11 protein-coding genes and 1 tRNA gene are annotated in these 14,062 nt (G+C 36.5%); 8 read left to right on the top strand and 4 right to left on the bottom strand.

The window, feature by feature from the left end; genetic code table 11:
- Positions 1-128: 128 nt before the first annotated feature.
- From ACFIK1_RS02740 to ACFIK1_RS02730, 3 genes are all read left to right on the top strand, one after another.
- Positions 129-203: transfer RNA gene (locus ACFIK1_RS02740), tRNA-Gly, on the top strand.
- A 276-nt stretch (positions 204-479) separates the two neighbouring features.
- A complete protein-coding gene (locus tag ACFIK1_RS02735; RefSeq protein WP_375662030.1) occupies positions 480-728 on the top strand; it encodes a hypothetical protein in 249 nt (82 codons plus the stop codon).
- Positions 729-812: 84 nt separating this feature from the next.
- A complete protein-coding gene (locus ACFIK1_RS02730; RefSeq protein ID WP_375633610.1) occupies positions 813-1,250 on the top strand; it encodes a GNAT family N-acetyltransferase in 438 nt (145 codons plus the stop codon).
- 1,890 nt (positions 1,251-3,140) lie between these two features.
- On the opposite strand, the gene thiD is transcribed toward ACFIK1_RS02730, so the two are convergent.
- Complete coding sequence (gene thiD / locus ACFIK1_RS02725; RefSeq protein ID WP_375633612.1) at positions 3,141-3,995, bottom strand: bifunctional hydroxymethylpyrimidine kinase/phosphomethylpyrimidine kinase; 855 nt, start codon at positions 3,993-3,995, stop codon at positions 3,141-3,143.
- A gap of 129 nt (positions 3,996-4,124) precedes the next feature.
- On the opposite strand from thiD, the gene ACFIK1_RS02720 reads away from it, so the two are divergent.
- From ACFIK1_RS02720 to ACFIK1_RS02710, 3 genes are all read left to right on the top strand, one after another.
- On the top strand, positions 4,125-4,931 hold the full coding sequence (locus tag ACFIK1_RS02720; protein WP_273790137.1) for a 1-acyl-sn-glycerol-3-phosphate acyltransferase: 807 nt from the start codon (positions 4,125-4,127) through the stop codon (positions 4,929-4,931).
- Positions 4,932-5,623: 692 nt separating this feature from the next.
- Positions 5,624-6,721, top strand: coding sequence for a D-alanyl-D-alanine carboxypeptidase family protein (locus ACFIK1_RS02715; protein ID WP_375642807.1), 1,098 nt, complete (start codon positions 5,624-5,626; stop codon positions 6,719-6,721).
- A 406-nt stretch (positions 6,722-7,127) separates the two neighbouring features.
- Positions 7,128-8,189 (top strand): CobW family GTP-binding protein, encoded by a 1,062-nt coding sequence (locus ACFIK1_RS02710; protein ID WP_375633924.1) that lies wholly within the window; start codon positions 7,128-7,130, stop codon positions 8,187-8,189.
- A gap of 886 nt (positions 8,190-9,075) precedes the next feature.
- On the opposite strand, the gene ACFIK1_RS02705 is transcribed toward ACFIK1_RS02710, so the two are convergent.
- The 3 genes from ACFIK1_RS02705 to ACFIK1_RS02695 form a co-directional block, all read right to left on the bottom strand.
- A complete protein-coding gene (locus ACFIK1_RS02705) occupies positions 9,076-9,825 on the bottom strand; it encodes a L,D-transpeptidase family protein (RefSeq protein WP_375662029.1) in 750 nt (249 codons plus the stop codon).
- Between the two features lie 40 nt (positions 9,826-9,865).
- Entirely contained in the window at positions 9,866-10,822 is a 957-nt protein-coding gene (locus ACFIK1_RS02700; RefSeq protein WP_375611312.1) for an acetyl-CoA carboxylase carboxyltransferase subunit alpha, read from the bottom strand.
- A 78-nt stretch (positions 10,823-10,900) separates the two neighbouring features.
- Positions 10,901-11,839, bottom strand: a complete 939-nt coding sequence (locus tag ACFIK1_RS02695; RefSeq protein ID WP_375617420.1) for a site-specific tyrosine recombinase XerD — start codon at positions 11,837-11,839, stop codon at positions 10,901-10,903.
- A 260-nt stretch (positions 11,840-12,099) separates the two neighbouring features.
- Here ACFIK1_RS02695 and ACFIK1_RS02690 point away from each other — a divergent pair, with 260 nt between their 5' ends.
- Together ACFIK1_RS02690 and aroB are read left to right on the top strand one after the other, a co-directional pair.
- Entirely contained in the window at positions 12,100-12,732 is a 633-nt protein-coding gene (locus tag ACFIK1_RS02690) for a shikimate kinase (protein ID WP_375662050.1), read from the top strand.
- Positions 12,707-13,840 (top strand): 3-dehydroquinate synthase, encoded by a 1,134-nt coding sequence (gene aroB / locus ACFIK1_RS02685; protein WP_375662028.1) that lies wholly within the window; start codon positions 12,707-12,709, stop codon positions 13,838-13,840. The genes ACFIK1_RS02690 and aroB overlap by 26 nt, the downstream gene beginning before the upstream one ends.
- Positions 13,841-14,062 lie beyond the last annotated feature (222 nt).

Genomic DNA, 14,062 nt, shown 5'->3' with positions numbered 1-14,062 from the left:
TTTCTAAAATCAATCTTTATTTCATTTTATTTAAACATGGACAAAATAAATCAAACTAAAATGATATTTTTTTGTTGCAATTCGTAGAAGCCTACGCCATACAGACAAGACATATATCGAATCGGTAAGCGGGTGTAGCTCAGGGGTAGAGCACAACCTTGCCAAGGTTGGGGTCGTGGGTTCGAATCCCATCGCCCGCTCCATTGAATTTTGTATTTATTCGTTCTTGTGTGGAGTTATAGCTTGTCATCGGTTGTTGTAGCTTCATGTAGCTTGCCAGCAGGTTTTGTATATTTTTCCACTCGATCTTGTATCAATTTATTTTTTTTTCAAAGTTTTTCTAAGATTCGTAATTTCTTATGAAGCATCTATTGGATTGGGGGCTTAGATCTAAGATAATAATTTTTAACTTAGACGGATTTTTACAGCCCCCGTATAAAAGATTAATTAGAAATGATGAGCAATGACAAGAAAAACAAATGTTAAACAAATCAAAAATTGACTTATCATTAGAGAATAATTTTTGTTCAAAAGTACGTTTTTTACCAAAATTGTGCCCTAAAATGAAGGTTGTTGATTTTTCAAATGGCGTGTCTTCTATTAATTCAACATTCGCTTCAGATACATTCAATATTATCTCTTCTAAAAATTTACAAGAAACTATACCTGTAGAGCAGGAAAAATCTATAATCGCTTCCTTTAATGCGCAGAAACTACCTTTAGTTTAGTGGGTTGGACCTCATTCATCTCATTATAAAGTTGATGAAGTTCTCTTATCTATTGGCTTAGAGCATGTTGAAATAGAGGTAGGAATGGCAGCTTTAGCGCAAGATATAGACTCACATGTTACTTCTATGCCAGATAGCTTCAAAATCAAGGAAGTTGAATCACTTCAAGATTTTAGAGATTATGGAAATGTCATGGCATCAGTCTTCGAGCCTTTTAATGAAGAAGCAGTTATATTTTATGAAACAATAGGCCGTTGTTATAAAAAAGACTCTGATGTAGAGATGTTCGTTGGTTATATAAATAACAATCCTATAGCAATATGTTTTTGTATTAAAGCGGATGGGATTGGTGGATTGTATGATATTGTCACCAAGCCAGATTTTCAGAAAAAAGGTATTGGGACATTCATGACAAAAATTGCTATTGAGCATTTAAAAAGAAAGAGATGTCATGTTATTGGTATGCAAGCCTCTCACGAGGGAATTAGCATTTATAAAAAATTGGGCTTTACAAACTTCTGAATTCTTTTTTGCTCATCAATTAAAAGAATTTATTATTTTCAGCAGAACTCAAATATGATCAAGCAATCGATATAACCAAGGAAGCTTGGCCAATCCCCTTTAATACTGATAGTGAAAAGCTAAAATCAGTTTTACAAACATAATTGTTTCAAATGACTCACTCAAATTTTCTTATTTTTTACTTTGTCTTAAAAAAGATATCTATCACAAATCTAAGTTGAACAAATGTAATTTTTTATATGATCGATAATCTACTGTCTGTTACTGATATTTATGAAGAGCTCGAAAGCAAACATTTAAAACGACAGTTGCATCATAATTTGTTAGATGGTTAGTCTGTTAGTTAATTAATAGAAAAAATTTTCGCTTTATAAAATAACCAAAGGAGCTTAAAAAATCTTTCAAAGATCATTTAAAGGTCCTTTATGTGTATTGTTTCTTTTTCTATGTCACAGTTGATGATGAAAAATCCCTCACGCTAATTGTAATTATTTTCAAACGAAATAAACTGTTTTCACCTATTATTTAGAGTAAATTAAGTTTTTGGGATTTCTGGCACATCATTTGATAATCCTCTTTCTTGAACAAATTCTTATCCAGAATAATCTTCAACACAAAAATAAATTAATAACTTGATTTATAAAGATAATTTATCATTATTCATATTGAGCAAGCGTCTCAAATATCATAGGATTATCTCATTTCAAATCTCTATACATTAAAATCACTCACAATCATCTGCTCACGCATAACAGGAAAAATTGAGGCATCAATAAAATTCACTTGAAGAAAGGAATAAAAACTCTTCTTCTGAACGCTCTGAAATACCAAAGATTATCGCAACATTGGGAGCTAAAATAGTATAGGGAGGTACCCCTTTCACCTTGAAAACGTAAAAATGGGAAGCATAATAGCTTTATACACTTCATAGAGGCTTTAGACCATTCACGAACGTTATTATAAAATGGATGTGACATACTTTGAGAGAAATCTCTTTAAAATAGACATGTGAATTAACAATATTAAGTGCATTCTATTTTACATGAGGAACATAACTTCAAATCAAGATAAGGTAACATAAAGTATTGAAACCGTCATAGTGCACAATAAAATCAGACCATTTTAAATGTTTAATGGTAACATCAGCTAAACAACAGAATAAAAATTCAATTTTGAAAAGATTAAACCATACGCTACAAGTCTATTGAAACTCCGATTGTGCAATCGACTACCTTCTCGCTAAAACTGAATCACTATAAATATAAAAACCTTAAAATCCGCTCTAAATTCGTAAAAGTTTCTAGATCTTGCTGTATTAAATGTTGAAACTCCTCATGGCTACTCATCTGAAACGCCAATAATTCTATAAAGCAGTTCCATAAAAAAGGATAATGACGTTGTAATATCCGAAAAAAATTTACCACATCACCTGAAAGATCATTAATAATTCCATCAGGAAGTATCAATTTCTATTTAGAAAACCCTATCCATGCCGACAAAAACTATGTAAATGTTAGATATATAATAATTTTGATGACGATTTTGGCTCACCCTGTTTTGCCACCAATATAAGAAACAGCGAATATAGCGGGATCCGCCAGCTTTAATATCGCCTTGTAAAAGGTCTTTCCCTCTACTCTTTTTGCTATCAAATCCTGATTTTACAATTCCTTGCTCTCTTTTTTATACTCAAAATTGCCTCTGAAACAGGATAGATTAATCGTAAAAAATATATAAAAGAAGCAAATTATAACATTTTTTCTTATCCTTCTTAATACAAAATAACTGTTAAGCTACAATGCGCTAACACTTATCAGTCATAAGTCCAAAACATCATATAATGACGAAACAAATTCATAGAGTGAAGATTTTTCACAATCAATCGTTGTATTAATCTTTCCATAATGCATAAAAATGATGAAGCGGCCCTCGCCCTTTCCCTACTTTTAAAGCATCTGAAGCAGTTAAAGCGCCATGCAAATAATCTTTTGCTTGTTTAACAGCGCAATCCAAAGGTTGAGTAGGTAACAGAGCTGCAATGGCAGCAGAAATGGTACACCCTGTCCCATGATCATGAGTGGTTGAAAGACGAGAAGCTTCAAGTATAAAAAGGTTTTCACAATCACAATAAAGATCTGGACTAGAACAATCGTAATTTTCTGTGCTATTTTTGGTAAGCGTATTCAAATGTCCCCCTTTTAACAAAACTGCATGACACCCTAGCGCCAAGAGTCGTGGAGCATATTGATACATAGTCTCTAAAGACCATTGCACTTCACACCCCAATAACAGTGCAGCTTCAGGCAAATTTGGCGTGATCAAAGTTGACATCGGCACAAGAACATCACGCATAATTTCAATTGCATCAGACTTTAAAAGAACATCACCACTTTTTGCAACCATAACCGGATCAAAAACAATGAAACGCACTTTATGATAAGCAAGACGTTCTGCAATAACCTGTGCAATCTGAGCATTTGCAACCATACCAATTTTAACGGCATCAACATGGATATCCTCAAAAACAGAATCAATTTGATCTGCAACAAAAGAAGCATCTAATGCCTGAAAAGAACGCACACCCTGAGTATTTTGTGCAACAACAGCTGTAACCACACTCATACCATAAGTTTTCATAGCTGAAAAAACCTTCAAATCCGCCTGCATTCCAGCGCCACCAGAAGGATCTGTTCCCGCAATAGATAAAATCCGTGGAATAAAAAGTTTATCTTTTTGTAATTCCATTAACCTCTTTCCTTCTGTTTTTAAATATCGGAAAATGAGTTACCGAAAAAATAGATGCTTGAGAAAACATAAAGAAGATGTTTTCTCATGTGAATTATATTATATATGAAGTCTTCTTATAGATATAAAATGGAAAATGTAGTGCTTATCCTTCGTTCTATTCTTTTTACGTTCGCTTTTTATACAACAACTTTCATACAAATGATTCTTTACGCTCCCGTTTATTTTTTAATGCCCCGCAAAAAGGCATGGATTGTCCCTAAAACATGGGCACGCGTTACACTCTTTTTGCAAAAATACATCGCAGGCACAAGTTATGAGATTGAAGGTTTAGAAAATCTTCCCAAAGGCCCCTATATCATTGCTCCAAAGCATCAATCAGCTTGGGAAACTTTCAGTCTTGTTCCTTATTTTGATGATCCCACTCTCATTTTAAAACGTGAATTGATGTGGATTCCATTGTTTGGCTGGTATATGGCAAAAACGCAAATTATCCCCATTAACCGCACAACACCCATCAAAGCTTTAAAAATGATTATACAAAAAGCAAAAGAGAAAGTAAAACAAGGGCGCCAAATCTTGATTTTTCCCGAAGGAACACGCCGACAACCCGGTCAAGAACCAGATTATAAGTCAGGAATTGTCGCGCTCTATAATGAATTAGGACTTCAAGTTGTCCCTATTGCACACAATGCGGGTTTATATTGGCCACGCAATAATTTTCGCCGCTATCCCGGAACAATTCGTGTCCGTATTCTTCCCCCGATAGAAGCGGGTTTAAGCAAACGTGATTTTCTAGATCAACTTGTCCAAAAAACTGAAAAAGCGTGTGATGAACTGCTTCTCTTAGCAGCTCAAGATCCTACCCCTCCTCCTATGCCACCATACGCTGTTCAGAAACTTCAAAAACTAAATCATCATGAAACAATGCACTAATTGATAAGAATAATGCATAACTTTGTATATTGAGCGGAGTATAGGGAACAAAAATATAAGAAAGATACTTCAAACTTTCTAATTCAAAATTATAAAACACATGTACATGATAAGAAATAATCAATGTGTAAATTTTTTTGAAAAAGAATTCTTCCTCTCTTTAAAATCATTTAAATAACATACATCTCATTGACTTATAAGGATGTTTTAGCGTTATTCAACTTGAATGAGAACCCTGAATACCGTAAGATTCTCTCATTTCAAATCTATTCTAGGTTGAATCAATTAGAATCATTTTCTTACACATTACAAGCGGGGATATCTGTGTGAATAAAACGATACAAGAAAAGATTAAAATGCTTTTTACGAACCGTCTCAAGTGCCAAGGGCTATCCTAACAGGAGAGCAAGAAAAATGCATGATTATGCAGATTCATTCCTTTCTGAGAAATTCAATCCCTCCAAGAACATGAAATCTTGTACAATCTTCATTATTTAAAAAGTATTTCTTGAGATACTTAAGTCATCAAACCAAATTCAAGGGGAAAATAAAAATGAGTGTTGGTTTTTATCCCACAGACACAACGGATACAGCAATTAACCATCTTTCCTCCCTATCCTAGACTTAAAAGCTTTGTGTGCTACATTAAAACAATTCTAAATAACGAATAAGAGGGAACTAGATTTAAATTAATGCAACGTCTCTTCTATAATTTATTTTTTTCTGTGATTTTGAGTTTATCCAGCGCTGTTGCTTTAGCGCAGCCTTTTATTTCTGTTGATGTTACAACGAGGCGTATCTTAAAACATAATCAAGCTTTTGAGCGTTGGTATCCTGCTTCCTTGACAAAATTAATGACCGCTTATGTTATTTTTCGTGCCATGAGCCGAGGAGAAGTTTCACCAAACAAACATATCACCATCAGCGAATACGCCGCAAAAGCTCCCTCATATCGTTCAGGCTATAAAGCTGGTTCTGTACTCACACTTGATACAGCCTTAAGTATCACCATGGTTAAATCTACCAATGATTTAGCCATTGCCATGAGTGAAGCTGTTGCGGGTTCACAGAAAGATTTTGTACATAAAATGAATAGCGAAGCTAAACGTTTAGGCATGTTTGGCACCCATTTTGCGAACGCAAGTGGTTTACCAGATCCTCAAAACTATTCCACGGCACGCGATATTGCTCTTTTAGCCGTTCAAATACGTAGAGAATTTCCACAATATGCTCATTATTTTTCTATTCCAGCCATTGATTTTGGTAATAATCGAAAAATCCAACATAACTCAAACAACCTCATTGGCCGTTTTTATGGGATAGACGGTATGAAAACAGGCTTTATTTGTGCCTCTGGTTTTAATCTTGTTGCCTCAGCCACCCGCAATAAACGTACAATTATTGCTGTCATTCTAGGTGCTAACAACATAAGTGAAAGAGAAGAAAAAGCTGCACAACTTCTTGAAATAGGATTTTTGCACCAAGGAAACCCCCAATTAACACTAGCAACATTAAAACCTTATGGGAGCAACATAACAAAAGCCAACAATATGAGACAACAAACATGCACACCTGAAGCCATAAAAATGCATGCAAAATCATATGATGATCAAGGAAATATTATTCTCACCTCACCTTTTATCACTGCTCCACCTTCTTTTTCTCATCCTTTATCAGTACACCTCATTCGTACGCCACAAACACCTAAAATGACAGTAAAACCACTAAGAAAACCCTATATTCCGTATAAAAGGCACGCAAACCATTCTATAAAAAGCCATAAATCATAATCTACAATTAATTATAATACTTTGATTTATAATGATAATTAATTATTTTGTACCTTATGTCAAAACCACAAGTATTGTAAGATTCTCTCATTTCAAATCTGTATTTGTTGAATCAATAAAACCAGTCTCTTGCGCGCCACAAGGTGGATGAACATGTAGATAAAATAATTAAAACAAGGAATAAAAATCCTTCCTATAAGTCCTTTCAAGAACCAAGAATTATCATAACATTGACGCTAAAAAGTGTATAATATACCCACGTGCACCTACCTTTATAAGCGTAAAGATAGAGGTACAATGGATCTCATGAGGGATTAACCATTACATCCCTCACGGACATCATTATAAATTGGTTAGACATACTGAGATATATTTTTTAAAAACAAAACTATGATTGATGATTAACATGAAAATAAAGCGCATCCCTCTCACGCTTATTACGGGTTTTTTAGGCTCTGGCAAAACAACTTTGCTCAACCGTATGCTACAAGACCCTCTTCTAACAGAATGTGCTGTTATCATCAATGAATTCGGCGAAATCAGTATTGACCACCTTCTGGTTGAAAAAACAACAGAAGGAATTATTGAGCTTGCCAATGGTTGCTTATGCTGCAATTTACGCAGTGATCTCATCGACACATTAATTGATTTAATAAATCGCGTTCAGACAGGACAGATCAAACAACTCCATCATATTATCATTGAAACCACAGGGATGGCTGATCCCGCCCCTATTTTACAAATACTTTTAAGCCACCCATTGTTTATTCAAACATTGTCCATAAATGCTGTTCTTGCAACATTTGATACATTAAGCCCACTTTCCATATGTGAGCGCTATCCTGAAATATATAAACAATTAATATTTGCTGATAAAATCATTCTCACCAAAACAGATCTTAGAGACCCACAAACGCTTTCAGATGCACTCCTTAGCACACTTAAAACAATGAATCCTACAGCACAAATCATTGACGCCCATTCTAAAGATTTCTGTTCAAATCTATTAATAAATAACACATTATGGGATGAAAAAGTAGAAAATACAAAACTTAAACAAAATCTTACGACTACCCCACATGATCATAGCCCCCATAAAACCATTCGTACCTTTTCACTAAACTGTGAGGGTCCTGTTGATTACGCCACAATTGAGGCTTTTTTAGATCTCCTACAAGAGCGTTATGGTACAAAATTATTACGTATTAAAGCAATTATCGCATTACGTGATGACCCTTATCGCCCACTTGTATTACATGGCGTACAAACATTTTTTCATCCTCCCATAAGATTGCCAGCATGGCCAAAAGGAATAAAACAAACACGTTTCGTCATCATTGCCGATGGTGTTGAAAAAGACGCAATACAAAAGCTCCTCAATGCTTTTTTTAATAAACCAGCAATAGATACTGCAGACAAAACAGCTCTCTTAGAAAATCCCCTGGTCATTCCAGGAATAAAATTTTAATTTTTTCTCCCCTTCAATGATATAACATTAAATTCATTAGCACCACCATCTTTATGCTTTTAAAGGAGCAAACCGGCACCATTACACACTTTGCTAATTCCCAATGTTGAAACAGCTCTTGGTACTTGAGACGGTTTGTAAAAAGCATTTTAGTCTTTCTTGCACAGTTTCACCCACGCGGCTATCCCCGCTTGTAACGTGCAAGCAAATGGTTTTAATTTATTCAACATGGAACGGCTTTGAAATGAGAGAAGCTTACGGTATTCAGGGTTCTAATTTGACTTAAAAACTAAATTATCATTATAAATCAAATTGTTATGATACAAAATTTAATACCCATCAATCTGCAAATAGATTGTTTTCTTTCTAAATGCGCTTCATCTGCAAACCATTTCATGTGATTCATTTCACAGACCGATTGGCCAAATTCTTGGTTCTAAAATATTCTGCTCAACTCTATATTTATTCAAGCTAATTGAAATCAAAATCCCTGTTAAGAAAAAAACCAAAATTAGACAGAGGCAATATCGCATTTTAAAATATGTGAATGTATCTTATATAACAGCACGACAAGACAATATTTCACAGCATAAAAGAATAAAACTCTTTGAAAGAAATAAAAAGAGAGGTACATTTTATATTAACTTACTCTTCACTAAAAACGAAGATTGATACCAGTAACGATGTGCAAACAATCCAACTTCTTTGAGAAAATTCCTCTTGGCTTCCCACTTCATATGATTTACTTACATAAAGCTCTATGAAAAAACTCTGCACTTTAAAATATTGACCACTCACTTAAACATCTTATGTGCAAAGTTTTTGCATATCCTGTATCACCATTATTAAGTGATAGTGTTTACGGTGCAGTAGGATACAATACCACTCACTGCATTAGAGAAACTGAATTTTTATCAATATCGCGATTAAAAACGTAACGTTTTCCATAAACCTCAACAGTTGGAGGTTGACGATTTTTTTCAAAAAAATCATAACCTTTCTTAAGCATAACCCAGAATTGATAATGAGGATTCTTGCTATGACGTGACATATTAACCTCGGTCATGCGGAAAGGAAAAGCCTGCAACTGAAACTCTCTTTGTCCTCCTTTAAAAGCATCCCGTGCAAACGCATAAATCTGAGCCATGTTCTTATCACTCATAGAATAACAACCTGCGGAAAAGCAAGAACCATGCACCATAAGATTGCTTCCTGTGCGACCATTTTCCTGATCATAAAGGTTAGGAAATCCTATATTAAAAGAGAGATAATATTTTGAATAAGGATTCATTTGGTTTGCGCTAATAGTATAAAAACCCTCTGGTGTCTGAAGATCCCCTTCTTTATATTTAGGTCCAAGCTTACCAGACCATTTGCAAATGCCATAGCGAGCAACCAAGATAAAAGGTCCTGAACGAGATTGCTTCCAAACTTCAGCAAGATTTTCTTCCTTAAAAAACCGCATCATAATCGGTGCATAGGGATCTATATCATACAGAACCATTCTATTTTTGATTTCTTGCGGCAACGGCTGCTCAACTTTAGCGCGAATAGAGGCTGGTAATCTTCCTTCACATGCTGTCAATAGTCCCATTACAAACAACACACACACAGCGAGGAATCTGCTAAATGTCATCGAATAAAACTCCAATCCAACACCCCTCACAAAAAATAACCTATGTTAGAGATCGACCAATTTGAAGGTATTTTTCCCTTCGCTCTTGTTTAAGCACTTGACCATCTTTTCCAGCCATAGCTTTTAAAGCCTCTGAAATAACATCACCCGTTGCATCAATGACAATCTCTTTGCCACGATGCGCTCCCCCTAAAGGTTCCGAAATAATGCCATCAATAATCTTTAAGCGATACAAATCTTGAGCGGTAATACGCATATTCATTGCAGCATCTTTTGCACGAGCTGGATCACGCCATAAGATAGAAGCTGCTCCTTCTGGTGAAATAACAGAGTAAATTGCGTGCTCCAACATATAAACTTTGTTGGCAGCCGCGATTGCTATCGCCCCTCCAGAACCGCCTTCTCCAATAACAACGGAAACTACAGGAACTTTCAAACGCAAAGTTGTAGCTGTTGATTGAGCAATTGCTTCCGCTTGCCCACGTTCTTCAGCGCTTACCCCAGGATAAGCACCTGCTGTATCAATAAAAGTGAGGAGTGGCAAACCAAAGCGGTCAGCCATTTCCATAATACGTACAGCTTTACGATAGCCTTCTGGACGTGCAGAACCAAAATTATAGCGCAAACGTGTTTGCGTATCGTGACCTTTCTCTTGACCGATATAAGCAACGGCCTCACCTTTAAAGCGTGCAAACCCCGCTTGAATAGCCTCATCTTCAGCAAACTTGCGATCTCCGGCCAAAGGCGTAACGTCACTCAATAGGCGTTTAGAATAGTCCATAAAATGGGGACGATCCGGATGACGAGCGACTTGTGTTTTTTGCCACGGCGATAATTTTTTATAAATATCGCGCAACGCTGTTTGGGAACGCGTTTCAAGACGAGCAATCTCGTCACTCATATCAAGACTGCCTTTTTCCTGAGAAATTTTTTTTAATTCAAGAATTTTCCCATCAAGATCAGCAACTGGTTTTTCAAAATCAAGATAATTATACATTTGTATCAACTCATTCAGTGTCACTTATACACTTATAATTTGCTTTATAAAGTCTTTTTCAAAAACATCACCTTTTCTTTAACGAGCCTTTTGCTCATCGGCAAGTGGATGATGCTCATTGACTAAACGATAAAGTCCCTCTTCCAACACATGGGTATAAATCTGAGTGGTAGCAATATCAGAATGACCTAACAAATGTTGAACGGCACGCAAATCAGCACCATTTTGCAAAAGATGACTAGCAAAAGCATGACGCAACACATGGGGAGAAAAGCTATCACTTCCTATCCCTGCTCTTCTAGCGAGATTTTTCAACTCTCGTGCAACGACTTGACGAGCAATATATCCTGTCTCGGAATGCGCAGGAAAAAGATAAGAACTCGTAGCATCCTTTCCCTGATCACGCAAGTTTAACCACTGTGAAAGAACTTGGCATGCTTTTTTTGATAACAGCACCATTCGTTCTTTTTTGCCCTTACCACGAACCAAAACGCTGTATTCCTTCCTTCGAACAGACTGAACCGGCAGACTCACCAACTCACTAATACGTAACCCTGTTGCATAAAGCATTTCAATCAATAGCTGAAGACGCAGTGCACGGAAATAACCTTTGGACCCATAGTCTGCTTGATTGACTTCTAACTCCGCAAAATCAAGCAATTTTATCACTGCATCTTCACTCATGATTCTGGGCAAAGGACGCCTCTGACGAGGTGCATCAATATCATGAGAGGGATCATCTGCTCTCAACCCTTCAGCATAAAGGAATTGATAAAACTGACGCAAAGTTGATAAACGGCGCGCTTGCGACGATGCCGCAAAACCAAAAGTATGCATAAGCGACAAAAGGGTAATTAAATCTTCTTTTTGTGCTGAAAAAAGCGAAACAGAGTGTGAAGACAATTCGTCTTGTGCCCACTGCAAATCATGCTGATAAGCCGCAAGCGTATGAGACGAAGCCCCTCTCTCCGCACTCATCATCTCAAGAAAATGATCTATCACAGCACCACTTTTCATTTCATTGATTCGCTTCCGTAGAAAAATTCCATGAATCCAAGGGAACATCAATGTACATATCCACAGTTACTGGTTCAACCCAAACCACAAGAGCACCCATTATAATGAAAAGAACAGAAAGCAAAATGAAAAGAATCATCAAAAATCTAGTCAATGTTGGCATAAGACAATAACCTACCCAAAAATATTCTATCTCGTATTATGCCTCACAAAGATTAACAGGAATTGACTTTAAGATGGATAAATGCCGAAATAAAGTTATGAAAAGCAATCGACCAAAACGCGTCCCCATAACACAAATAAAGAATCAGCTCTTATCGTCCCTTGATAAAAGAGCACTTGTCCTTGTTGGTCTTATGGGGGCAGGCAAATCAGTGATCGGAAGACGCGTCGCCACCATGCTCCGTTTACCTTTTTATGATTCTGACCAAGAAATTGAAAAAGCTGCACAAATGACAATTACGGAACTCTTTGAAATTTATGGTGAATCCGAATTTCGTGCTCTTGAACAGCGTGTTATTCTAAACCTCATGAAAAAAAATCCCCTTGTTTTAGCAACAGGTGGTGGTGCCTATATAAATGAAAATATCCGAAAAGCCATTCACAAAAATGGTATATCCATATGGCTAAAAGTCGATCTTGATATCCTCATGCAACGTGTCTCAAAGCACCCGACACGTCCCTTGCTTCAAACAGCCAATCCTAAAGAAACCATGCAAAAACTCATGGAACAGCGTTATCCTATCTATGCAAAGGCAAACTTAACAATTAACAGTCATAAAGAAAGCCGTCATACCGTAGCACGAAATGTTATACGATCCGTACAGCACTACCTATACACAGAAATTAACAATAGGGATAACCAGCATGCAAACCAAAACCGTTACTGTTAAACTGGACAAACACTGTTACGATATCATCATTGGTCCGGGTCTGATTACACAAGCTACTTCACAAATTAAACATGCTCTTAATAAAAAAGATCCTCATCAAACGCGCTTGGCACTTGTTACAGATACAAATGTTGCTTCCCTTCATTTGGAGATATTGCAAGCAGAATTAACAAAAAATAAAATTCATACTGTCCCTATTATTGTAGAAGCGGGAGAACAATCAAAATCATTTTCAACCCTGCAAGTTGTCATCGATCAAATTCTTGCTGCGCGTTTAGAAAGAGGCGACTGTGTTATTGCTTTTGGCGGTGGTGTCATTGGCGATCTAGCAGGATTTGCGGCAAGTATAATCCGCCGTGGTATGAACTTCATTCAAATGCCCACAACGCTTCTTGCACAAATTGATTCCTCTGTTGGTGGAAAAACTGGAATCAATAGCCAATATGGCAAAAATCTTATTGGTGCTTTTTATCAACCACAATGCGTTATTGCTGACACGTGTCTTCTTGATACCCTGCCGCCGCGCGAATTTCGCGCTGGCTACGCAGAAATAGTAAAATACGGTCTCATTAACCAACCTGACTTTTTTGAGTGGCTTGAAAAAAATGGGCAGAAAATTTTCTCTAATGGCCCTATACGAACAGAGGCCATTGTTCGCTCATGCCAATTTAAAGCTGACATTGTAGCACGCGATGAGTACGAAACGGGAGAGCGCGCACTCTTAAATCTTGGCCATACATTTGGACACATGCTTGAAACAGCAACCGCTTATGACTCCAACCGTTTAATCCATGGCGAAAGCGTAGCAATTGGGATGATTCTAGCTCATCAATTCTCTGCTCAATTAAATTTAATAAGCCCCACGCTTACACAACGCATTGAAGCGCACTTCAAATTTATAGGATTGCCTACACAATTAAAGGATATCCCAGGGTGTCTACCAGATGCTGAAACTTTAATGACTCTCATTGCCCAAGATAAAAAAGTTTCGCAAAACAATTTGACTTTCATCTTAACACGCGGACTTGGCCAATCATTTATTGCAAAAAATGTTTCACCAGATGCAGTTTTATCCTTTTTGGAACAAAAATTAACAGAAATTCGTTAATTCATATTGAATATAATTGATTCGTTTTTATACTTCTATTAAAGATTAAATATGATGATGTCTGCGTAGCTCAGTAGGATAGAGCACAGGATTCCTAAAGAAATTGGGCACTTTGAGGAGAAATCCTCAAAGTGAATCTGCTCAAATTCGGGGAAAGCTTCATGGGCGACTATATGCCAATCCCGAGCCAAGTCTCTTTTCAAATGAGAGAAAGGTGTAGAG

Origin of the sequence: Bartonella sp. OC16QHHD (genome assembly GCF_042194035.1) — a bacterium.
Lineage (GTDB): Bacteria > Pseudomonadota > Alphaproteobacteria > Rhizobiales > Rhizobiaceae > Bartonella.
Note: the sequence above shows the minus strand (reverse complement) of the source record. Positions and strands in the feature narration are given on the sequence as shown.

Coding starts and splice junctions, on each gene's coding strand:
- ACFIK1_RS02735 (WP_375662030.1), top strand. CDS start 480: ATGTTAAACAAATCAAAAATTGACTTATCATTAGAGAATAATTTTTGT.
- ACFIK1_RS02730 (WP_375633610.1), top strand. CDS start 813: ATGGCAGCTTTAGCGCAAGATATAGACTCACATGTTACTTCTATGCCA.
- thiD (WP_375633612.1), bottom strand. CDS start 3,995: ATGGAATTACAAAAAGATAAACTTTTTATTCCACGGATTTTATCTATT.
- ACFIK1_RS02720 (WP_273790137.1), top strand. CDS start 4,125: ATGGAAAATGTAGTGCTTATCCTTCGTTCTATTCTTTTTACGTTCGCT.
- ACFIK1_RS02715 (WP_375642807.1), top strand. CDS start 5,624: ATGCAACGTCTCTTCTATAATTTATTTTTTTCTGTGATTTTGAGTTTA.
- ACFIK1_RS02710 (WP_375633924.1), top strand. CDS start 7,128: ATGAAAATAAAGCGCATCCCTCTCACGCTTATTACGGGTTTTTTAGGC.
- ACFIK1_RS02705 (WP_375662029.1), bottom strand. CDS start 9,825: ATGACATTTAGCAGATTCCTCGCTGTGTGTGTGTTGTTTGTAATGGGA.
- ACFIK1_RS02700 (WP_375611312.1), bottom strand. CDS start 10,822: ATGTATAATTATCTTGATTTTGAAAAACCAGTTGCTGATCTTGATGGG.
- ACFIK1_RS02695 (WP_375617420.1), bottom strand. CDS start 11,839: ATGAAAAGTGGTGCTGTGATAGATCATTTTCTTGAGATGATGAGTGCG.
- ACFIK1_RS02690 (WP_375662050.1), top strand. CDS start 12,100: ATGAAAAGCAATCGACCAAAACGCGTCCCCATAACACAAATAAAGAAT.
- aroB (WP_375662028.1), top strand. CDS start 12,707: ATGCAAACCAAAACCGTTACTGTTAAACTGGACAAACACTGTTACGAT.